This is a genomic window from Bradyrhizobium cytisi (assembly GCF_008123515.1).
Classification (GTDB): domain Bacteria; phylum Pseudomonadota; class Alphaproteobacteria; order Rhizobiales; family Xanthobacteraceae; genus Bradyrhizobium; species Bradyrhizobium cytisi.
The window spans coordinates 53,395-74,534 of the sequence record NZ_VSSR01000052.1; the positions used below are offsets into that span (position 1 = coordinate 53,395).

16 protein-coding genes are annotated in these 21,140 nt (G+C 65.7%); 7 read left to right on the forward strand and 9 right to left on the reverse strand.

The window, feature by feature from the left end; translation table 11 throughout:
- Positions 1-52: 52 nt before the first annotated feature.
- Positions 53-550 (reverse strand): MarR family winged helix-turn-helix transcriptional regulator, encoded by a 498-nt coding sequence (locus tag FXB38_RS29370; protein WP_128968787.1) that lies wholly within the window; start codon positions 548-550, stop codon positions 53-55.
- A gap of 126 nt (positions 551-676) precedes the next feature.
- Between FXB38_RS29370 and gstA the strand changes: the two genes are divergently transcribed.
- Both gstA and FXB38_RS29380 read left to right on the forward strand, forming a co-directional pair.
- The gene (gene gstA / locus FXB38_RS29375) at positions 677-1,291 is read left to right on the forward strand and encodes a glutathione transferase GstA (protein ID WP_148754417.1); all 615 of its coding nucleotides are present in this window, start codon (positions 677-679) and stop codon (positions 1,289-1,291) included.
- A gap of 231 nt (positions 1,292-1,522) precedes the next feature.
- A complete protein-coding gene (locus FXB38_RS29380; RefSeq protein ID WP_187435222.1) occupies positions 1,523-1,831 on the forward strand; it encodes a hypothetical protein in 309 nt (102 codons plus the stop codon).
- Positions 1,832-2,283: 452 nt separating this feature from the next.
- Here the strand turns inward: FXB38_RS29380 and FXB38_RS29390 are convergent, their stop codons facing one another.
- From FXB38_RS29390 to FXB38_RS29410, 4 genes are all read right to left on the reverse strand, one after another.
- Positions 2,284-4,500 carry an FAD-dependent oxidoreductase gene (locus FXB38_RS29390; RefSeq protein WP_148754419.1) on the reverse strand — a complete coding sequence of 739 codons (2,217 nt, stop codon included), beginning with the start codon at positions 4,498-4,500 and terminating at the stop codon, positions 2,284-2,286.
- A gap of 153 nt (positions 4,501-4,653) precedes the next feature.
- Positions 4,654-5,862 carry an acetyl-CoA C-acetyltransferase gene (locus FXB38_RS29400; protein ID WP_148754420.1) on the reverse strand — a complete coding sequence of 403 codons (1,209 nt, stop codon included), beginning with the start codon at positions 5,860-5,862 and terminating at the stop codon, positions 4,654-4,656.
- A 70-nt stretch (positions 5,863-5,932) separates the two neighbouring features.
- A complete protein-coding gene (locus tag FXB38_RS29405) occupies positions 5,933-7,723 on the reverse strand; it encodes an acyl-CoA dehydrogenase C-terminal domain-containing protein (protein ID WP_148754421.1) in 1,791 nt (596 codons plus the stop codon).
- A gap of 38 nt (positions 7,724-7,761) precedes the next feature.
- Positions 7,762-8,148 (reverse strand): nuclear transport factor 2 family protein, encoded by a 387-nt coding sequence (locus tag FXB38_RS29410; protein WP_148754422.1) that lies wholly within the window; start codon positions 8,146-8,148, stop codon positions 7,762-7,764.
- 204 nt (positions 8,149-8,352) lie between these two features.
- Between FXB38_RS29410 and FXB38_RS29415 the strand changes: the two genes are divergently transcribed.
- From FXB38_RS29415 to FXB38_RS29430, 4 genes are all read left to right on the forward strand, one after another.
- Positions 8,353-8,940 carry a PadR family transcriptional regulator gene (locus FXB38_RS29415; RefSeq protein ID WP_148754423.1) on the forward strand — a complete coding sequence of 196 codons (588 nt, stop codon included), beginning with the start codon at positions 8,353-8,355 and terminating at the stop codon, positions 8,938-8,940.
- A gap of 358 nt (positions 8,941-9,298) precedes the next feature.
- Positions 9,299-12,787, forward strand: a complete 3,489-nt coding sequence (locus FXB38_RS29420; RefSeq protein ID WP_187435223.1) for an SEL1-like repeat protein — start codon at positions 9,299-9,301, stop codon at positions 12,785-12,787.
- Between the two features lie 306 nt (positions 12,788-13,093).
- Positions 13,094-14,011: a sulfite exporter TauE/SafE family protein gene (locus FXB38_RS29425; RefSeq protein WP_148754425.1), complete on the forward strand. Its 918-nt coding sequence runs from the start codon at positions 13,094-13,096 to the stop codon at positions 14,009-14,011.
- Positions 14,008-14,778 carry a TIGR02186 family protein gene (locus FXB38_RS29430; protein ID WP_148754427.1) on the forward strand — a complete coding sequence of 257 codons (771 nt, stop codon included), beginning with the start codon at positions 14,008-14,010 and terminating at the stop codon, positions 14,776-14,778. Before FXB38_RS29425 ends, FXB38_RS29430 begins: the two co-directional genes overlap by 4 nt.
- 140 nt (positions 14,779-14,918) lie before the next feature.
- On the opposite strand, the gene FXB38_RS29435 is transcribed toward FXB38_RS29430, so the two are convergent.
- Positions 14,919-15,692: an MBL fold metallo-hydrolase gene (locus FXB38_RS29435; RefSeq protein WP_148754429.1), complete on the reverse strand. Its 774-nt coding sequence runs from the start codon at positions 15,690-15,692 to the stop codon at positions 14,919-14,921.
- 13 nt (positions 15,693-15,705) lie between these two features.
- Positions 15,706-16,614, reverse strand: a complete 909-nt coding sequence (locus FXB38_RS29440) for a DMT family transporter (RefSeq protein WP_148754430.1) — start codon at positions 16,612-16,614, stop codon at positions 15,706-15,708.
- A 98-nt stretch (positions 16,615-16,712) separates the two neighbouring features.
- Between FXB38_RS29440 and FXB38_RS29445 the strand changes: the two genes are divergently transcribed.
- Entirely contained in the window at positions 16,713-17,573 is an 861-nt protein-coding gene (locus FXB38_RS29445; RefSeq protein ID WP_187435224.1) for a LysR family transcriptional regulator, read from the forward strand.
- Positions 17,574-17,686: 113 nt separating this feature from the next.
- On the opposite strand, the gene pdeM is transcribed toward FXB38_RS29445, so the two are convergent.
- Together pdeM and FXB38_RS29460 are read right to left on the reverse strand one after the other, a co-directional pair.
- Entirely contained in the window at positions 17,687-18,385 is a 699-nt protein-coding gene (gene pdeM, locus FXB38_RS29450; protein ID WP_148754434.1) for a ligase-associated DNA damage response endonuclease PdeM, read from the reverse strand.
- A 151-nt stretch (positions 18,386-18,536) separates the two neighbouring features.
- On the reverse strand, positions 18,537-21,101 hold the full coding sequence (locus tag FXB38_RS29460) for a ligase-associated DNA damage response DEXH box helicase (protein WP_148754436.1): 2,565 nt from the start codon (positions 21,099-21,101) through the stop codon (positions 18,537-18,539).
- Between the last annotated feature and the right edge of the window lie 39 nt (positions 21,102-21,140).

Consider the following 21,140-nt stretch of genomic DNA (forward strand, 5'->3'; position numbering starts at 1 on the left):
GGGATGGTCCACGAACCCACCGGGCGCGCGGACGTGCTGGTTTGCCGCGCGGTCATCGCGACGGCGAGGATTCGTTGACGTTGACGACGGGCGGCAGCTTCATCTCGCCGCACGAGCAGCCCAGGCGGTCGAGCAGACCGCTGAGCTTGACGGCATCGGCATCGGACAGCTTCGAGCCGACATATTTCTCGATCGCGGCCGAATAGGCGCCCCACATCCGCTTCTGCAACTCGCGGCCGGCCTCCGTGATCTCGACGAATTGGCCGCGCTTGTCGATCTTGCATTCGCGCCGCGAGGCGAGCCCCTCGTCGACCAGGCGGTCGATCAGGCGCGAGGTGGAGTATTGCGGGATCAGCATCTGCCGCTCGAGCTCCACCGGGCGCAGCTCTCCGCTCGGCGCGCGCGACAATTCGAGCAGCGCGTCGTACCATGCCAGTGGTGGAAACCCGGCCTTCTTCAGATCCTGCTCGACGCAGTCGAGCACACGGCTCTGCACCCGCATCAGGCGGATCCAGGCACTGGTTGCCTCGGTCGATGGTTTGCGTTTCATGGTTCCGCTCAAACTCGTCGCCCGCTTCTTACCCCACTCGATGCACCTGCATCAATCTTGACTATTGCATGCAGGTGCATGTAGGCGTTCTTTCGCCCCAACCAAGCGTCAAGAGGAGGAAATTCCATGAAACTGTATTACTCGCCCGGCGCCTGCTCGCTGTCTCCCCATATCGCGCTCCTGGAGGCCGACCTGCCCTACGAGCTGGTCAAGGTCGATATCCGGGCCAAGAAGCTCGAGAACGGTGAAGACTATCTGAAGGTCAATCCGAAGGGTCAGGTCCCCGCGCTGGGCCTCGACAGCGGCGAGATCGTGACCGAAGGCCCGGTCATTGTCCAGATGATCGCCGACAAGGCCCCGGCCAAGGCACTGGCGCCCGCGCGCGACAGTTCGGAGCGCTACAAGCTGCTCGAATGGCTGAACTTCCTCACCTCCGAGGTGCACAAGAGCTTTGGCCCGCTGTTCGCACCGGCCCTGAACGACGAAGCCAAGGCGTTCTTCAAGGAGCGCGTCATGGGCAAGCTGAAGCATATCGACAGCGAGCTCGCCGGCCGCGACTACCTCATGGGCAAGCAGTTCTCGGTCGCCGACGGCTATCTCTTCACGATGCTGACCTGGGGCGACCAGATGAAGTTCGACCTCTCGGCGATGCCCCACCTCACCGCCTACAAGGACCGCGTCGCCGCACGGCCGAAGGTGCAGGAGGCCTTGAAGAAGGAAGGGCTGATCCAGGCTGCTTGAGCCGCGAGAGGGATCGATCTCCCAGGGGCCGGGTCGACGATCCGGCCCTTTTTATTTGCAGGAGCACCGACGCGGGCGGCGAACCCCTTTTCGCCGGATCATCGTACCTATCATAAGACTTATGAACTACTGTTCGCGGAACGTAAGTGGTGCTGTCTTGTCAGTACCCGCGAAGCGCGCGAACTTGGCGGAATTGTTGAAGATTATTTGGGACTCTCATCGGAGTTGAACTTGACGATTGCCTTCGTTCTGATCGTGGCAAGTGCGTTGGTGGGAGTAGCGACAGGTTACGTTTTCAGGATCTGGGCGCTGGTTGTGATCTCGCCGTCAATCGCAGTTTTCTTGGCGATAATTCTTCGCATTTACGAATTCGGGATGATCGCCGGTGTGATCGTCATCGCCATCTGTCTTGCCGTCTGCCAGCTCGCCTATTTCGCTGCAGCCTATTTTCTACATGCGCGCGAGATCTCAACCCATGACGAGGTCGACGGCGAGCCAGGCGAGGCAAGCGAGCAGAAAATCCGCCGAGAGCACAAGTAGCGCCAGAGCTGCCCAGAACAGCGGGCCCTTGCGGCGCAAACGCGCCGGCTTCTGTTGCGGCGAGACGCGGCCGAGCGCAGGCGAAACAGCATATTTCGCGGCGAGATCGCGACCAAGCGCGGTCTTCCGCAACACCAAAGAGTTCATCGAGGACACTTTCTTATTTCGTCTTCAACTTGCCGAGGGAGCGGCAAATGTCCCACCAGGGTTCGTTACCCGGCCGATCAGCAAGAGTGGTGCCAAGACCGAGCAAAAGAACGGCGCTGTTTTGACGCGCCTATGACAATTGCGCGACAGAACGGCCCCTCAACTCTGGCACGGTTCCTACGCGGAATCTGTGACGGGTTCCACAACCCGGGAACATCGTGACGTAACCGTGATGACGGGCCTGGACGTGAAAAAGGCCGGATCGATGATCCGGCCTTTCCGTTATGTCCGGTACCGCACTGAGTTCAGGCAGCAGCCGCTTTCTTCGGCGCGAAGCGGCCGTAGAAAGTTTCACCTTTCGCAGCCATGTCCTCGAGAAGCTTCGGCGGCGTGAAGCGCGAGCCGTATTTCGCCTCCAGCTTGTGGCAGAGCTCGACGAACTTCTTCGTGCCCATGAAATCGATGTAGGACAGCGTGCCGCCGGTGAATGGCGCGAAGCCGAAGCCGAGGATCGAGCCGACATCGGCCTCGCGCGGGTCGGTGATGACGTGATCCTCGACCGTGCGCGCGGCCTCCACCGCCTGCACCACCAGGAAGCGCTGCTTCAGCTCCTCGATGTCGAGCGTGTCAGGATCGAGCTGCTTCGGCTGCAGCGCGGACAGGCCCGGCCACAGGCTCTTCTGGCCCTTGCCCTTCTCGGGATAGTCGTAGAAGCCCTTGCTGTTCTTGCGGCCGAGGCGGCCCTGCTTCTCGACCATCTCGACCATCAGCTTCTTCTGGTCGGGGTTGATGGCGTTGGGGCCGAGATCGGCTTCGGTCGCCTTCATGATCTTGAGGCCGAGGTCGAGCGCGACTTCGTCCGAGAGCGAGAGTGGGCCGACCGGCATGCCCGCCATCTTGGCGCAGTTCTCGATCATCGCCGGCGGCACGCCTTCCAAAAACATCTCGTTGCCTTCGGCGACGTAGCGGCCGACGCAGCGGTTGGCGAAGAAGCCGCGGCTGTCGTTGACGACGATCGGCGTCTTGCCGATCTGCCGGACGTAATCGAGCGCGGTCGCGAGTGCGACATCGCCGGTGTTCTTGCCCTTGATGATCTCGACCAGCATCATCTTCTCGACCGGCGAGAAGAAGTGGATGCCGACGAACTTGCCCTGGTCCTTGAAGCCCTCGGCGAGCGAGGTGATTGGCAGCGTCGAGGTATTCGACGCGAAGATCACGTCGGGCTTGAGATATTCCTGCGCCTTGGCAAAGGTCTCCGCCTTGACCTTGCGGTCCTCGAACACGGCCTCGATCACGAGGTCGACGTCCTTCAACGCGGCATAGTCGGCCGTCGGCGTAATGCGTGCGAGCAGCGCCTCGGCGTCGGTCGGCTTGGCGCGGCCCTTCTTGATCTGGTCTTCGATCACCTTCTGCGCATGCGCCTTCCCCTTGTCGGCGCTCTCCTGGTCGCGGTCGATCAGGACGACGTCGAGGCCCGCCCGCGCCGAGACGTAGCCGACGCTCGCACCCATGAAGCCAGCGCCGATCACGGCGACCTTCTTCACCTTGGTTGCGGGCACGTCCTTCGGACGGCGCGCGCCCTTGTTCAGCTCCTGCATCGACAGGAACAGGCTGCGAATCATCGCAGCCGCTTCCTTCGAGCGCAGCACGGAGGTGAAGTAGCGCGACTCGACGCGAAGCGCCGCGTCGATCGGCAACTGCAGGCCTTCATAGACGCAGCTCATGATCGCGCGCGCGGCCGGATAGTTGTCGTAGGTCTCGCGGCGATAGATGGCGTTGCCGGCCGGGAACATCATCATGCCGGCCTTGGAAAACACGGGACCGCCGGGCAGCTTAAAACCCTTCTCGTCCCAGGGCGCGACGGCCTTGCCGCCGCCCTTGATCCAATCCTTCGCCGCCTTGACGAGATCGGCAGCCGGAACGATGGCGTGAATCAGGTTCAGCGCCTTGGCCTTCTCGATTGTGACCGGATCGCCCTTGAGCAAAATCGTCATGGCGTCCTGCGGCGGCACCAGGCGCGGCACGCGCTGCGTGCCACCGGCGCCGGGGAACAGGCCGACCTTGACCTCGGGCAGGCCGAGGCGCGTCCTGGGATTCTCCGCCGCCACGCGATAGTGGCAGCACAGCGTGATCTCGAAACCGCCGCCGAGCGCGAGGCCGTTGATCGCGGCCGCCCACGGCTTGCCTGACGTTTCGATCGAGCGCAGCACCTGCGAGAAGCGGCGGCTCTGGTCGAACAGCATCTGGTTCGCCGCGGTCTCGCCCTGCTCCCCAAAGACCTTTGCGTAGGCCTGGTTCATGCCTTCGAGCATCGACAGATCGGCACCGGCGCAGAACGCCTCCTTCGCCGAGGTGATGACGACGCCCTTCACCGCGGCGTCAGCGGTGGTTGCCTTGACGATCGCGTCAAGCTCGCTGGTCGAGGTCTCGTCGAGCACGTTCATCGAACGGCCCGGTATGTCCCAGGTGACGAGCGCGATGCCGTCGGAATCGGTCTCAACCTTGAAGTTCTTGTAGGCCATGTTGGTTGCTCCTCGGTGCCGCAGCCAGTCTTCGGCGCGGCGGTTGATCGGGATCTCGTAGGGTGGGCAAAGGCGCTCTTGCGCCGTGCCCACCATCATTTGCGGAGACAGCAGTGGTGGGCACGCTTCGCTTTGCCCACCCTACGCAGCTCGTTACACGCGCTCGATGATGGTCGCGGTGCCCATGCCGCCGCCGATGCACAGCGTGACCAGGGCGGTGGACTTGTTGGTACGCTCGAGCTCGTCGAGCACGGTGCCCAAAATCATCGCACCGGTGGCGCCGAGCGGATGGCCAAGCGCGATGGCGCCGCCATTGACGTTGATCCTGGCGTTGTCGATGTCGAAGGCCTGGATATAGCGCAGCACGACGGATGCAAAGGCCTCGTTGAGCTCGAACAGGTCGATATCCGACGTCTTCATGCCGGAGCGTGCGAACAGCTTTTCGGTGACGTCGACCGGACCGGTCAGCATCATCGCCGGCTCAGAGCCAATATTGGCAAATGCGCGGATTTTTGCGCGCGGCTTGAGGCCGTACTTCGAGCCCGCTTCCTTACTGCCGAGCAGAACGGCGCCGGCGCCGTCGACGATCCCGGACGAGTTGCCGGCATGGTGCACGTAGTTGACGCGCTCGATCTCGGGATGCGACTGCACCGCGACGCCGTCAAAGCCGCCCATCTGCGCCATCATCGTGAACGACGGCTGCAGCTGCGCGAGCGACTGCATCGTCGTCGAGGGCCGCATATGCTCGTCCTTGGCGAGGATGGTGAGGCCGTTGATATCCTTGACCGGCACCACCGACTTGTTGAAGCGGCCTTCGTCCCAGGCCTTGCCGGCGCGCTGCTGGCTCTGCACGGCATAGGAATCGACGTCGTCGCGCGAGAAGCCGTATTTGGTGGCGATCAGATCGGCCGAGACGCCCTGCGGCATGAAGTAGGCAGGCACCGCCATCGACGGATCCATCGGCCAGGCGCCGCCGGAGGCGCCGATGCCGACGCGGCTCATCGATTCGGCACCGCCGCCGATCACGAGCTCATGCTGGCCGCTCATCACCTGCGCGGCCGCAAAGTTCACGGCATCCAAGCCTGAAGCACAGAAGCGGTTGATCTGCACGCCGGGGACGGCCTCGCCGAGACCTGCCTTGAGCGCAGCGAAGCGCGCGATGTCGGAGCCGGCTTCGCCGACCGGATCGACCACGCCGAGAATGACGTCATCGACGGAATCTTCCGGCAAATTGTTGCGGTCTTTCAGCGCCTTCAGCGGCACGGTGGCGAGCGCCAGCGCGGTGACTTCGTGCAGCGCGCCGTCCGCCTTGCCGCGGCCGCGCGGGGTGCGGACGTGGTCGTAGATATAGGCATCTGCCATGGGAGCCTCCTGATTGCAGCGATTGGTTACGACCGCGACGCGATCGAGATGATTGGCGAAGCGAAAATTCTCAGAACGCTTCCGCCGGCAGTTCCATGATGGTGGCGCAGCCGGACTGGATGCGCGCGAGATTGGCGGCGGTCTCCGGCAGCATCCGCTCCATGAAGAAACGGCCGGTGACGAGCTTGGTCGAGAGATAGGGCGTCGCCCCGCTCTCGGCAATCTTGGCATTCGTCACCTTCGCCATCTTCGCCCACATGTAACCGAGCGCGACGAAGCCGAAGAGATGGAGATAGTCGGTTGCGGCGGCGCCGGCATTGTCCGGCTTCGCCATCGCGTTCTGCATCAGCCACGTCGTGGCCTGCTGGAGATGGCCGAGCGCAGCCGAGAGCGGAGTGATGAAAGGCTTCAATACCTCGTCGCCGCCGTTCTCCTTGGCGAAGGCCATGACCTCGCCGAAGAATGCCATGATGGCGCGGCCGCCATCGCGCGGCAGCTTGCGGCCGACGAGGTCGAGCGCCTGGATGCCGTTGGCGCCTTCATAGATCATCGCAATACGCGCATCGCGCACGAACTGCTCCATGCCCTGCTCGGCGATGTAGCCGTGGCCACCATACATCTGCTGCGCCTGCACCGCGTTGGCGAAGCCGTAATCGGTGAGGAAGCCTTTCAGCACCGGCGTCATCAGGCCCATGTGATCGTCGGCGGCCTGACGGTCCTTCGGATCATCGGAGCGATGGGCGACGTCGCTCTTCAGCGCGGTCCACATCACGAAGGCGCGCGCGGCCTCGTTGAAGGCGCGGATCGAGAGCAGCGTGCGGCGCACGTCGGGATGCACGATGATCGGGTCGGCCGGCTTATCCGGCGCCTTCACGCCGGTGAGCGAACGGCCCTGGATGCGTTCGCGGGCGTAGGCGACCGCGTTCTGATAGGCGACCTCGGACTGCGCGAGGCCCTGCACCGCGACGCCGAGGCGGGCCTCGTTCATCATCACGAACATGCCCTGCATGCCCTTGTTCTCCTCGCCGATCAGCCAGCCGGTGGCGCCGTCGTAGTTCATCACGCAGGTCGAATTGCCGTGGATGCCCATCTTGTGCTCGATCGAGCCGCAGACGACGCCGTTGCGAGCGCCGATCGAACCGTCGGCATTCACCAGGAATTTGGGCACCACGAACAGCGACACGCCCTTGATGCCGGCGGGTGCGCCCTCGATGCGGGCGAGCACGAGGTGGATGATGTTCGGGGCGAGGTCATGCTCGCCGGCTGAGATGAAGATCTTGGTGCCGGTGATCTCGAAGCTGCCGTCCGCCTGGCGCACCGCCTTGGTGCGGAGCATGCCGAGATCGGTGCCGCACTGCGGCTCGGTCAGGTTCATGGTGCCGGTCCATTCGCCGGCGACCATCTTGGGCACGTAGGTCTGCTTCTGCTCTGGCGTGCCATGAACGATCAGCGCGGCGGTCGCGCCCATGGTGAGGCCACCATACATCGAGAACGCCATGTTGGCGGAGATCTGGAATTCGTTGACCGCCTGCGAGAGCGTCACCGGCAGGCCCTGGCCGCCGAACTCGGTCGGTGCCGACAGACCAAGCCAGCCGCCCTCGGCCACCTGCTTGAAGGCGTCCTTGAAACCCTTCGGCGTGGTGACGCTGCCGTCATCGGCGCGCTTGCAGCCTTCGAGATCGCCGACGCGATTGAGCGGCTGGAGCACCTCTTCGGCGAGCTTGGCGGCTTCGCTCAGGATCGCCTCGCGCACGTCGCTCGACGCATCGGAGAAGCCGGCGAGATTGTCGTAGCGGTCGATCTGGAAGACGTCGTTGAGCAGGAAGTTCATGTCTTCGACAGGGGCTTTGTAGATCGGCATGGTGGTCTCCCGGCAAGCCTTGAAGTGATGATGCTGAATTATGATTGAGCAGCGGCGAGCTGCTCCGCCATCAGGCGATGCAGCATGTTGATGGCCTTGAGCGGGCGCACCATCACCTTGAAATTCGTGATGCGACCCTCGGCATCGAAGCTGATGATGTCGACGCCGTTGATCTCGATGCCATCGATCACAGTCTTGAATTCGAGCACGGCGCCGTCGGCGCTGGTCCACTCGCCGACATAGCTGAAGCCGGGACCGCCGAGCACCTTCTCGGCGCTGGCGAGATATTTGAAGGTGATGTCGCGTCCGCGCTGCGGCGAGTGCACGACGGGGCTTTCGAAGATGGCGTCAGGATGCAGCAGGTCCCAGAGCGCTTTCGCATCATGGGACTTCATGAAGGCGTACCAGGAGTCGAGGCCGGTCATTGTCAGGATTGCCTCCCGTGGATCAAAGGCCTTGGCAAGAACTCGAAAACAACCCCATGCACAGTAGCGAGAGGTTGATTCCGCTGCGTTTTCTGGTCGGTTCTTGAGCTCCGACCTTGGGTGGCCGCATATGCACATTGACGCATATGCGTCGATACGCATAAAGTCAAGCTGCTTGGTTAAGGTCACAGGGAGGCAAGTCATATGGCGCTGGGCGACGCAATCCTCGCATGCCTGACGGAACGTCCGATGACGGGCTATGAGCTCGCCAAGACCTTCGATTCCTCGATCGGCTTCTTCTGGAAGGCCGACCACCAGCAGATCTATCGCGAGCTCTCCAAGCTGCGCGACCGCGGCTACATCCAGGGCCGCGAGGTCGTCCAGTCCGGCAAGCCCAATAAGCTCATCTATACGCTTACTCCGGAAGGTCGAACAGCGCTGCGGCACTGGTCCGCGCGACCGAGCACCCCGCCCTCGATCAAGGACGACCTGCTGGTGCGGCTGCATGCGCTCGACAGCATCGACATCGAGCCCATCCGCACCGACCTGATGGACCGCCTGGAGCATCACCGCGACCGGCACGAGAATTACGAGCGGATCCTGAAGAAGCGTTTTCCCGAGGGGACGGCATCTGATGTGCTCGACCTCGGCAATCTGCTGCTGCTCCGCCTCGGCGCGCGGCACGAGCAGATGGTGGCCGATTTCTGCGAGGAAGCGCTCGAGGCGCTGTCGGCGATGAACGGCAAGAGCACGGTGGTCCCGCTGGACGACGGCAAGCGGGAGAAAGGCTGAGCGGGCCAACCCTGCGCGAGTTCTCGCCATTTCCTCCGCTGTCATCGCCCGCCTTGTGCGCACTTGCGCACTGGAGCGGGCGATCCAGTATTCCAGAGGCGGCGCGGCTAGAGCCGGGGAGCTGCGGCGTACTGGATGCCCCGCTTTCGCGGAGCATGACACCGGTGGCGCCCCCTCTTTCCCGCCGCCCAACTTTAAGACACCGGGACTGCGTTCCTTAACCCGTTATTTACCGTAACAGGAAAAAGTCGGTTTTCGAGGCAGACGACCCGCGCCGAATTCGATTGTCTTACAACCGGGACGCGTGGGGAGACTGGAGGCGCCGGGTGGGGCGCCGGAGTCGGAACCGGACAGAGTCATGAATTCGCGCGTATCGTGGAGTGTTGACGGTATCGATCCGTCCGTCAGGGAGCGGGCCGAAGCTGCTGCGCGTCGCGCCGGCATGTCACTCAACGATTGGCTGAACTCCACGCTCGGCGAGACTGCCCCGCCGAACTTTCGCGGGCCTTACGAGCAGCGTCAGGACGAGCGTCAGAACCTGCGTCCCGATCCGCGCGCGCAGCAGATGCCGAGTCAGGAAAGCCGCGAAGTCGCCGACATCCATCAGCGGCTCGACGCGATCACCCAGCAGATCGAACGGATTTCAAAGCCCGCCGCGCCGCGCCAGGACACGTCACGACAAGACGCTTCACGACAAGACGCTTCGCGCGAGCAGGGCGTCGCCCGCCAGCTCAACGACGCGATCTCACGGCTCGATGCCCGCCTGTCGCAGATCTCGCGGCCCCCTCAGGCGCAGCAGCCGCAGGCACAGCGCGCCGCGCCGGTCGAGACGCGCCAGCGCCAGGCCGACGCGGTCGAGCGCGCGGCCGCACAAGTCTATCGCAGCTCGCCGCCCCTGAGCCCCGCGTCGTTCGACGTCGCGGTTGCCGAGATCACCGCACGGCAGAGCGAGCTCGACGGCTTCACGCCGCGGCAGATGCCGCCGCGTGCCGCGCCGTCGATCGCGCCCTCGGCAGCACCCTATGCGCCGCCAATGGCGCCGCCCGCGCCCGCCTATGCTCCGCCGCCACCGCAGCCGGGGCCGGATTTCTCGTCGCTCGAACGCCATCTGCTCAAGATCACGAACCAGATCGAGTCGCTGCAGCGGCCTGATAATACCGAGCAGGCCATCAACGGCTTCCGCGCCGAGCTCGCCGAGATCCGCAACGCCATCACCGAGGCGATGCCGCGCCGCGCGATCGAATCGATCGAGAACGAGATCCGCTCGCTGCACCGTCGCATCGACGAGACCCGCTCCAATGGCACCGACGGCCAGGTGCTCTCGGGCATCGAGCGCGCGCTCGCCGACATCAAGCAGGTGCTGCGCACGCTGACGCCGGCCGAGCAGCTCACCGGCTATGACGAGGCGATCCGCAATCTCGGCGCCAAGCTCGATCTGATCCTGCGCGCCAATGACGACCCCACGACAGTGCGCCAGCTCGAAGGCGCGATCTCGGCATTGCGCGGCATCGTCTCGAACGTCGCCTCTAACGAAGCGCTGGCACGGCTCTCCGAGGACGTGCAGCTGCTGTCGTCCAAGGTCGACCAGGTCAATCGCTCCTCGGACCGCGGCGACAGCTTTGCCGTGCTGGAGCAGCGCATCGCCGCGCTCACCGCCGCGCTGGAAACGCGCGAGCGGCCGCAACCGGCCGAGAGCACCGAACATCTGGAAAGCGCAATCCGCGCGCTATCCGACCGTTTCGATCGCATGCAGGTCGGCAATGACTCGGCCTCGACCTTCGCGCATCTCGAGCAGCGGGTCTCCTACCTGCTGGAGCGGATCGAGGCCGCCTCCGATTCGCGCGGCGGAAACCTAAGCCGTGTCGAGGACGGGCTGCACGACATCCTGCGCCACCTCGAGCGGCAGCAGGCGACCTATTCCGCGCTCGCCGAGAGCCGAAGCTCGGCGCCGGCTCCCGATTCCGGAATGGTCGATCTCGTCAAGCGCGAGCTGTCCGACATCCGCTACAGCCAGGCCGAAACCAACCGCAGCACGCAGGATTCGCTGGAGGCCGTGCACAACACGCTCGGCCATGTCGTCGATCGTCTCTCGATGATCGAGGGCGATCTGCGCACGGTGCGCACCGCGCCGCCGGCCCCTGCGCCGATGGCTGCGCCCATGCCCGCGCAAGCGTCAATGGCCGCGCCGGTCGAGCCGGCGCAGATGGCGCGCGAGCAGCGGCCGCCGCAGCCGCAGCAACCGAAATACGATCCGAAGCCCGAGCTGCCGAATCCGGCTGCCGCGCAGCAGCCCGCGCACTCGACCTTCGTCGCTGCGCCGCGTGAATTCCATGCTGCCGCGCCCGCGGCGCCGCCGTCGGTGCCGATGGCGCCGGTTCCGCCGCGTGCGATCAGCGAGATCCTCGAGCCGCACACGGCGCCCGCCCGCGCCGCGATCGCGCCCGACCTGCCGCCGGATCATCCGCTCGAGCCCGGCACGCGTCCGAACGGCCGCCCCGCCACGCCGTCCGAGCGCATTGCCGCGTCCGAGAGCGCGATCAGCGAAATCCCCGCCGCGCCGAAGGAACCGGTGTCGTCGTCGAGCTTCATCGCGGCCGCGCGCCGCGCCGCGCAAGCCGCCGCCGCGCAACCGCCGGAGAAGCCGGCCCGCGGCGTCAAGGCCGCGCTCGCGGCCCGCGTCAAGGACAAGGGCCAAGGACAGGGACAGGGACAAGCACAGCAAGGCGCCTCGACCATTACCTCAAAGATCCGCTCACTGCTGGTCGGCGCTAGCGTGGTCGTGATCGTGCTCGGCACCTTCAAGATGGCGATGAACCTGCTCGAAGGCGGCAGCGCGCCGCCGTCACCGCAGGCGATGGAGAACACGTCGAGCCAGCCCGCACCGCAGGCGCCGCCGGTCGAGAGCAAGCCCGCCGCCCCCGAGCAGGTCACGCCGTCGATGACCTCGCCGACGCCGATCGGGAAGCAGTCCCAAAACAATGCGGCGCCGGCTGCAACGAACCCCAGTGGAACGGCCTCGGTCGAAATTCCGCCCGCTCCCGCCGTGGCGCCACCCGCGCCCTCCAGCGACGTCACCGGTGCACTGTCGGGCATGAGCCGTGCGCGGCTCGGCGTCGTCCAGGTGCCGCCGAGCGAGAAGCTGCCCGACGGCATCGCGGGCCCGGGCCTGCGCACCGCCGCGATGAAGGGCGATGCGACCGCGGCCTATGAGATCGGCGTGCGCTTTGCCGAGGGCAAGGGCGTGGCCGCGAACTACGACGAAGCGGCGAAGTGGTACGATCGCGCGGCGCAGGCCGGCGTGGTGCCCGCGACCTTCCGTCTCGGCACGCTCTACGAAAAGGGCCTGGGCGTGAAGAAAGACGCCGACATCGCCCGCCGCTACTACACCCAGGCCGCCGAGCGCGGCAACGCCAAGGCGATGCACAATCTCGCCGTGCTCGACGCCGACGGCGGCGGACGCGGCGCCAACTACAAGCGCGCGGCGCAGTGGTTCCGCAAGGCCGCCGACCGCGGCGTCGCCGACAGCCAGTTCAACCTCGGCATCCTCTATGCCCGCGGCATTGGCGTCGAGCAGAACCTCGCCGAGTCCTACAAATGGTTCACCCTTGCGGCCGGACAGGGCGACGCGGACGCGGCGACCAAGCGCGACGACGTCGCCAAGCGCCTCGACCCGCAGTCGCTCGCCGCTGCCAAGCTCGCGATCCAGACCTTCAGCGCCGAGCCGCAGCCCGACGACGCCGTCAACGTCCAGGGGCCCGCCGGCGGCTGGGACACCGCACCGCAGGCGAACGGCAAACCCGCGCCGAAGCCGGTGGCGACGAAGAAATCGGCGTCGGCTGCGCATTGATCGGTCTAGTACGCTCTCCCCTCTTGTCGTCGCCCGGCTTGACCGGGCGCCCAGTATTCCAGAGACGCCGGTTTGATGCGGAGAAGCCGCGGCGTACTGGATGCCCCGGTCAAGCCGGGGCCTGACAGCGGAGAAGGAGACGAAATCCTCGGCGCGCAGTGAAGCAGCTATCTGATCCCTCTCTCCCATTCACCACGCGCAAATTTCCCGGTCCCGCCCTGCACCAAATTCCGCTATTGAAGGGCGCGGCATGCCCTCCTGCGAGCGCTCCGCGAAATCGATCCGTCTCGCCGGTGCGTGGGTCCGATGCAGCTCTACCTTCCGATCGCCGATCTTCCGGTCAACGTGTTCCTGGTGCTGGCGATGGGCGCGGCCGTCGGCTTCGTCTCCGGCATGTTCGGGATCGGCGGCGGCTTCCTGATGACGCCGCTGTTGATATTCATCGGCATCACGCCGGCGGTCGCGGTCGCCTCCGTCGCCAGCCATATCGCGGCCTCGTCGTTTTCCGGCGCGCTCACCTATTGGCGGCGGCGCGCGATCGATCCGGCGCTGGCGAGCGTATTGCTGTGCGGCGGCGTGACCGGAACGGCATTGGGCGTGTGGACCTTCACGCAGCTCCGCGCGCTCGGCCAGCTCGACCTGATGATCGCGCTCTCTTACGTGGTGCTGCTCGGCACGGTCGGCAGCCTGATGTTCTCCGAGGGCTTGCGCGCGCTGATGCGGACCCGGCGCGGCGCCGTGCCGCCACGGCGAACCCACAACTGGATTCACGGCCTGCCGCTGAAAATGCGGTTCAAGCGCTCGAAGATCTATCTGTCGGTGATCCCAGTGGTCGTCATCGGCATCGTGATCGGCTTCGTCGGCGCGATCATGGGCATCGGCGGCGGCTTCATCCTGGTGCCGATCATGATCTATATCCTGCGGGTGCCGACCTCGACGGTGATCGGGACCTCGATGGTCCTGACGCTCGTCACCATGCTGTTCGCAACCATGCTGCATGCGGCGACCAATCACCTCGTCGACGCCGTGCTGGCGCTGATCCTGATGGTCGGCGGCGTCACCGGCGCGCAATTCGGCGCCCGCGCCGGCCAGAAGATCCGCGGCGAGCAGTTGCGGCTGCTGCTCGGCCTGTTGATCCTATCGGTCGGCGTCCGCTTCGCGGTCGCGCTGGTGATCCGCCCCGAAGACCTCTTCACCATACGTGAGCTGGGAGTGGGCGGATGATGCGTGCGCTCGCTGCGGCTCTCCTCGTCCTGCTGCTCGGCACGTCCGCGCGGGCCGAGCGGCTGATCGTGTCGGTCTCCAACCATCGCGTCACGGTGACGCCGAACTATTCCGGCGAAGAGCTGGTGCTGTTCGGCTCGGTGGAGAAGGATGCCGCCACGCCCGCCGACCGCACGGCTTACGATCTCGTGGTCACCGTGATGGGCCCGCGCGCCGACATGGTGACGCGGCGCAAGGAGCGCACCTTCGGCATCTGGATCAACACCGACTACCGGCAGTTTTTGCAGGTGCCGAGCTATCTGGCGCTGTTCGCCAATCGCCCGTTCGACAGCATCACCTCGCCCGAGATCGCGCGGCGGCAGCAGATCGGGCTCAACAACGTGCTGCTGACCCAGCGCGTCAGCGGCGACTACGCCGACGTGGTGCCGAACGATGCGTTCCGCTCCGCCTTCATCCGCCTGCGCACCCAGCGCGGGCTCTATCGCGAGGATGCGAGTGCGGTGACGTTCCTGACGCCGACGCTGTTCCGCACCGGCATCCCGCTGCCGGCGGAGGTCCCGATCGGCACCTATGAGGTCGAGATCAAGCTGTTCGCGAATGGCGCCTTCGTCGGCAAGACCGAGACCGCGTTCGAGATCGTCAAGGTCGGATTTGAACAGTTCGTGGCCAACACCGCACGGCAGAACGGGCTGGTCTACGGCCTGGTCACGGCGGCGATGGCGCTGATGACGGGATGGATGGCGTCGATTGTTTTCAGGAAGGATTGAGTTAGGCGCGCAAACTGCCACCACACCGTCATGCCCGGACTCGTCCCGGGCATCCACGTTCTTACACTCGGCAATAAAGACGTGGATGGCCGGGTCAAGCCCGGCCATGACGACGAGGAGAGCGTTCGCCGCACCTCACATCACGGCGCCTCCACCACCGTCGGCACGCCCGGCTCGAGCAGCCGCAGCCGCGTCCCGAACCCGAGCACGTCGAATGCCTTGCGCAGGTCCTCGCTGTTCTGGCGGAAATGCGCCCAGCCCTCGGTATGCACGGGCACGATCATCGCGTCGGGGAAGGCGCGCGCGGTCTCGATGGTGTCGTTGGTGTCCATGGTGAGATGAAACGGCCCGCGCGTTTGCGCCGCGCCCGCGAACGGCAGCACCACGCCGCATTTGAAGCGGCGCGCGACCTCGGCGACGCCGTCGAACCAGGTGGTGTCGCCGCTGATATAGACCGGGCGCGTATCCTTGCGGCTCGACTGCACCACGAAGCCGATGACGTCGCCCGACAGCGGCTCGATGCCGGCCGGGCCGTGGCGCGCCGGCGTCGCGGTGATGGTCAGCGTGTTGCCGTCGTCGTCTTTCAGATGCGCGGTCGCCCAGGGCGCAAGGCCCTCGACATGACCGCCGAGACGCCTGGCGCCGGCCTCAGTCGTCAGCGCGCGCGGTGCTTTGAGCAGATATTCACGGCCGGAATTGTCGAGATTGTCCGCATGCTGGTCGTGGCTGAGCAGCACGGCATCGATCGGGCCGATCGCATCGGCCTTCATCGCGGGACCGATGGTCTTCTCCAGCTTCACATGCGGCAGCTGATAGGCGCCGGGGGCGTCGAAAGTGGGATCGGTGAGCAGGCGAAAGCCGTCGATCTCGATCAGCGCGGTGGGGCCGCCGATCAGGGTGATGGAAACAGGCATGAGGGACCTCCTCTTACACGACGGGCTTTGCGGGGCGCGTCACCAGGTAAATGCCGAGCGCCACCGGAATGATCCCCAGCAAGTCACGCGCTTCGACGTGCTCGCCCAGCACGAGATACGCGAACAGCATGCCGAGCGGCGGCATCAGGAAATGATAGGCACTGGCCGCGGTCGCGCCACACACTTTCAGGAGATGAAACCAGAGCCAGTAGGCCAGGATCGAGCCGCCAAGCACGAGAAAGGCGAAGGCGCCGATCAGCCTCGGCGTGAAATCGATCGCGTGAACGTCGGCGAAGGTGAGCGCGACCGGCGTCAGCACGATGCCGGCGGCGAGATTCTGCACGCCGTTGCCGATCCACAGCGACCCCTTGGGCGCGAGCAGCTTGAACAGGATGGTGCCGGCGACGATCGACGCGAGCGAGGCCAGGGTGAAGAGGATGCCGTGCAGGCTGTCGGTGCCGACCGACAGGCGATGCCAGACAATAAGGGTGACGCCGATGATGCCGAGCAGGAGGCCGCTCGCCTTGCGCCAGGTCATGCCCTCGCCGAGCAAAAGCGCCGCGAGCGCGGCCGTGAACACCGGGTTGGCCGAGACGATCAGGCCGCCGAGGCCGGCGGAGACCGATTGCAGGCCGGTGTAGCCGAGCCCGAGATAGAGCGCGTTGTTGGCGATGCCGAGCACGGCAAAGATCACGGCATCGCGCCACGACAATGACCAGTCGCCGCGGATAGCCGTGGCACCGAGGATCAAGACGCCCGCGAGCGAGAAACGCGCGGCGAGCAGGATCAGCGGCGGGCAATGGGTGACGCCGATCTTGCCGGCGACAAAGGCATAGCTCCAGAGCAGGCAAAACAGTCCGATCGCGAGCGGCAAAGTGTTGAAGCGGCTACGTGGGACGGCGACCGAGGGGGCGAGGGACATGGGGGCATTCTCCTAGGCCCTCGATCTAGGGATCGGGCTTGTCATTTGGAAATTAAATGATTAACTCGCAATCAGTGGCTTTTCGAATGGAGGCAGCCATGCTCGATCTGGAGCTCCTGCGCAGCTTCGTCTCGGTGGTCGAGGCCGGCGGCTTCACCCGCGCCGGCGAGCGCGTCCACCGCACGCAATCGACCGTCAGCCAGCAGATCAAGCGGCTGGAAGAGGATGTCGGTCAGGTGCTGCTGCACCGTGACGGCAAGGATGTGCGCCCCACTGAGGCCGGCGAACGGCTGCTGTCCTATGCGCGGCGTCTGCTCACGCTCGCCGAGGAGGCGCGCGACGTGCTGCGCGACGAAGGCGAAGGCGCGATCCGGCTCGGCATCCCCGAGGATTTTGCGGCGTATCGGCTGGCAAAGCTGCTGGGCGCGTTCTCACGCTCGCATCCGAACCTGCGGCTCGATGTGCGCGCCGACCAGAGCAAGAATCTCGCCCGCGACCTCGAACGCGGCGAGCTCGACCTTGCGCTGTTCAAGCGCGAGGCCGGCGCGAAGGGCGCGATCGCGGTGTGGCCGGAGCGGGTGCACTGGGTCACCAGCAAGAGCCATCCGGTCGATGTCAACGCGTCCTCGGTGCCGCTGATCGGCTTTCCGCCCGGCTGCCTCTACCGCGCCGGCGCGATCCATGCGCTGGAAAGCGCCGGCCGGGCCTGGCACATGTCCTATTCGTCATCGAGCCTCGCCGGCATCCAGGCCGCGGTCGCCGCCGGCATGGGCCTCAGCATCTTGTCGGAGATGTCGATCCAGGCCGACCATCGCGTGCTGACGGCGAAGGACGGCTTTGCGCCGATCAACCGCACCGAGGTGGCGCTGATGGCCGCGCCGAACGCCAGCTCCGCGACGCTGCGGCTGGCGGATCGCCTCGCGGAGTTCTGCGAGGACGTGCAGGCGAAAGCGGCATGAATTTGCGGGATTGGTAGGGTGGGCAAAGGCGCAAAGCGCCGTGCCCACCATCGTTCAGCGAGTGTTGCAGATGGTGGGCACGCTACCGCTTTGCCCACCCTACAGAGCGCGGCCTAGTAACACCGTGACGCGGCGATCGCGTGCACGCGGCGGTCGCCGAGGAGGTGCGCGACAAAACCGCTGTTCGGAAATATTCTTGCAAACGCGACGTCGCGGATGCTGAGGCCCCCCGCATAGGCACCGAAGGCGGGCATCACGGCGCGCATGCCGTCGCTGGCGAAGCAACGCCGTTCCATCGAGCGGCCACGCGCGGAGACGCGGGCCTTGGGATGCAGATGGCCGGCGATCTCGCCATGCGCGCCGGTCGGCTCGTGGCGGAAGGTGATCGGACCGATCGCGACTTCATCGGCGACGGTGCCGCCGAGATCGCGCGGCAGCATGGGATCGTGATTGCCGGAGATCCAGATCCAGTCGCGCCCGCTCTGGAGCGCCGCGACGGCATCGCGGTCATCCGCGGACAGACGCTCATGCGCGGAACGATCGTGAAAGCTGTCGCCGAGCGCGATGACGGTTTTGGGATTATGGCGGGAGATGACAGCAGTGAGCCGGCTCAACGTCGCCAGCGTGTCGTAGGGCGGCAGCAGCACGCCGCGGGTGGCGAAGCTGGACCCCTTTTCGAGATGCAGGTCGGAGACGACCAGCAGGCGCTGCTCGTCCCAGAACAGGGCGCCGGAGAGATCGGCGTGAAACGGGACGCCTGCGACGTCGACGCTGCGCGTCGTCGCCACCGAAAATGCTGCTTGCTCCGTCATGGCCGGGCATAGCCGTTCGACGAACGGCGTCGCTTCCGCTCGCCTGTGCCCGGCCATCCACGTTCTTGCCGTGGAGGCAAAGTCGTGGATGCCCGGGACAAGCCCGGGCATGACGATGTGGATGGATCAGCGCGCCTCACTGGCAAATTCTCTACGACATCGCCTCTTTGACCAGCTCGTCGGCGGCTTCCGCCAGCAGCTCGTCGCCAGCTTCGCCATAAACTGACTCGCGGCCGATTTCCAGCATCACGGGAACGGCGAGCGGGGAGACGTGGTCGAGTTCCCGGTGGGTGATGCGGCCCTGGATGCGGGTCAGCATGTCGCCGAGGCGGCGCAGATCAAGCAGCCCGGTGGCGGCATCGGCGCGCGCGGCGCGCAGCAGGACGTGGTCGGCCTGATGCTTGCGCAGCACGTCGTAGACGAGATCGGTCGAGAACAGCACCTGGCGGCGGCTCTTCTCCTCGCCGGTGTGGCGGCGCGCGATCAGGCCGGAGATGATCGCGCAATTGCGGAAGGTGCGCTTCATCAGCGCCGATTCGGCGAGCCAGGCCTCGAGATCGTCGCCGAGCATATCAGGGTGGAACAGCGCGTCGAGATCGAGCCTGCCATGCCGGATCATGAAGGACATGTCGCCGAGCGCCCAGATCGCCACCGCATATTCGTTGGCGACGAAGCCGAGCGGGCGGGCGCGAACGCGTTCCAGCCGCCGCGTCAGCAGCATGCCAAGGGTCTGGTGCGCGAGGCGGCCTTCGAAGGGATAGCAGACGATGTAATGCTTGCTGGCGCGCGGAAAGCTTTCCACCAACAGCTCGCGCACCGCAGGCACGCGCGAGACGTCCTTCTGCTGAGACAGCCAGTCGCGGACCTGCTCCGGCAGACTGGTCCATGCGCGCCCGTCGTCAAGCAGGCGGCGGACACGCTCGGCGAGATAGGTCGAGAGCGGAAACTTGCCGCCCATATAGGACGGCACCTTGGGGTCCTTGTCATGGGCGCGCGAGACAAAGACCTGATCCTCGACCAGGGTTTCGTAGCGGACCACCTCGCCGCTGAACACGAAGGTGTCGCCGGGACTGAGGCCCTCGATGAAGGCCTCCTCGATCTCGCCGAGCAAACGGCCACCGCGCGCGATCACGCCCGTGGAGCCGGCACCACCGCCGCGCGAGCGCACCAGCCGCACCTTCAGCATGTCGTCCTCGACGATGGTGCCGACATTCATCCGGTAGCTCTGCCGCACTTTTGGATTGGCGACGCGCCAGCGGCCCTCCTTGTCCTGCTTGATGCGGGCGAAGCGCTCATAGGTCTTCAGCGCGTAGCCGCCGGACGCGACGAAGTCGACGACGTCGTCGAAATCCTGCCGCGTGAGATCGGCGTAGGGCGCGGCGGTACGCACTTCGTCGTAAAGCTCCCCGGAGAAAAACGGCTCGCCGCAGGCGCAGCCGAGCACGTGCTGGGCCAGCACGTCGAGGGCACCAATGCGCAGGGGCGGCGTGTCCTGCGCATTTTCGGCGATGGCGTCGATGGCGACGCGGCACTCCAGCACCTCGAAGCGATTGGCCGGCACCAGCACGGCGCGCGAGGCTTCGTCGAGGCGATGGTTGGCGCGGCCGATCCGCTGCATCAGGCGCGACGCGCCCTTCGGTGCGCCGATATTGACGACGAGGTCGACATCGCCCCAGTCGACGCCGAGGTCTAGAGAGGACGTGCAGACCACGCCGCGCAATCTGCCGGCCGACATGGCGTCCTCGACCTTGCGCCGCTGCGCGACGTCGAGCGAGCCGTGATGCAGCGCGATTGCCAAGTTGTCGTCGTTCATGCTCCAGAGGTTCTGGAACAGCATCTCGGCCTGGCTGCGGGTGTTGACGAACACCAGCGTGGTCTTGTTCGCCTTGATCAGCTGGTAGATTTCGGGAAGCGCGTGGCGCGCGCTGTGGCCGGCCCAGGGCAGGCGCTCGCGTGTATCCAGCATCTCTACCAACGGCGGCGCCGCGCCGCCGGCGATGACGATGTCGGCCGATACGGCCTGGTCTTTCGGTTGCGGCACCAGAAAGCGGGCCAGCGATTCCGGCTCGGCCACGGTCGCCGACAATCCGATGGCGCGCATATCGGGCGCCAGCCGCCACAGTCGCGCAAGGCCGAGCGACAAGAGATCGCCGCGCTTCGACGTCACCAGCGCATGCAGTTCGTCAAGCACGATGCGCCTGAGCGAGGAGAACAGGAACGGCGCGTCATCGGAGGACAGCAGCAGCGCGAGCTGCTCGGGCGTCGTCAGCAAAACGTCCGGCGGATAGCGCCGCTGCCGCTGGCGCCGCGACACCGGCGTATCGCCGGTGCGGGTCTCGATCTTGATCGGCAGGCTCATCTCGGCGACCGGCCGCTCCAGATTGCGCGCGATGTCGACGGCGAGCGCTTTCAGCGGCGAGATGTAGAGGGTGTGCAGGCCGCCGCTGCGTTGCACGGCGCGGCCGGTGGAGACAACGGATTTCGCGGGAGAGGTCGGCGCGGCACTCAGCTCCACCAGCGTCGGCAAAAATCCGGCCAGCGTCTTGCCGGCGCCGGTCGGCGCGATCAGCAAGGCCGAGCGGTCCTCGCGCGCCTTCTCCAGCAGTGCGAGCTGATGCTCGCGCGGCGACCAGCCGCGGGCCGCAAACCACTTTTGGAAGCGGTCGGGCAGCAGCGTGGCCGGCTCGGCCGGGATTTTGAGGATGCGGGGCGGCACGGCTTCACAGGTAAGCCGTGGCGACGGGTTCGTCGAGGG

Bases quoted from the DNA above. Each gene is read 5' to 3' on its own strand.
- FXB38_RS29405 (WP_148754421.1), bottom strand. From the start codon at position 7,723: ATGCCGATCTACAAAGCCCCTGTCGAAGACATGAACTTCCTGCTCAAC.
- FXB38_RS29435 (WP_148754429.1), bottom strand. From the start codon at position 15,692: ATGCCTGTTTCCATCACCCTGATCGGCGGCCCCACCGCGCTGATCGAG.
- FXB38_RS29390 (WP_148754419.1), bottom strand. From the start codon at position 4,500: ATGGCCTACAAGAACTTCAAGGTTGAGACCGATTCCGACGGCATCGCG.
- FXB38_RS29420 (WP_187435223.1), top strand. From the start codon at position 9,299: ATGAATTCGCGCGTATCGTGGAGTGTTGACGGTATCGATCCGTCCGTC.
- FXB38_RS29445 (WP_187435224.1), top strand. From the start codon at position 16,713: ATGCTCGATCTGGAGCTCCTGCGCAGCTTCGTCTCGGTGGTCGAGGCC.
- FXB38_RS29410 (WP_148754422.1), bottom strand. From the start codon at position 8,148: ATGACCGGCCTCGACTCCTGGTACGCCTTCATGAAGTCCCATGATGCG.
- pdeM (WP_148754434.1), bottom strand. From the start codon at position 18,385: ATGACGGAGCAAGCAGCATTTTCGGTGGCGACGACGCGCAGCGTCGAC.
- FXB38_RS29400 (WP_148754420.1), bottom strand. From the start codon at position 5,862: ATGGCAGATGCCTATATCTACGACCACGTCCGCACCCCGCGCGGCCGC.
- FXB38_RS29425 (WP_148754425.1), top strand. From the start codon at position 13,094: ATGCAGCTCTACCTTCCGATCGCCGATCTTCCGGTCAACGTGTTCCTG.
- FXB38_RS29370 (WP_128968787.1), bottom strand. From the start codon at position 550: ATGAAACGCAAACCATCGACCGAGGCAACCAGTGCCTGGATCCGCCTG.
- FXB38_RS29440 (WP_148754430.1), bottom strand. From the start codon at position 16,614: ATGTCCCTCGCCCCCTCGGTCGCCGTCCCACGTAGCCGCTTCAACACT.
- gstA (WP_148754417.1), top strand. From the start codon at position 677: ATGAAACTGTATTACTCGCCCGGCGCCTGCTCGCTGTCTCCCCATATC.
- FXB38_RS29415 (WP_148754423.1), top strand. From the start codon at position 8,353: ATGGCGCTGGGCGACGCAATCCTCGCATGCCTGACGGAACGTCCGATG.
- FXB38_RS29430 (WP_148754427.1), top strand. From the start codon at position 14,008: ATGATGCGTGCGCTCGCTGCGGCTCTCCTCGTCCTGCTGCTCGGCACG.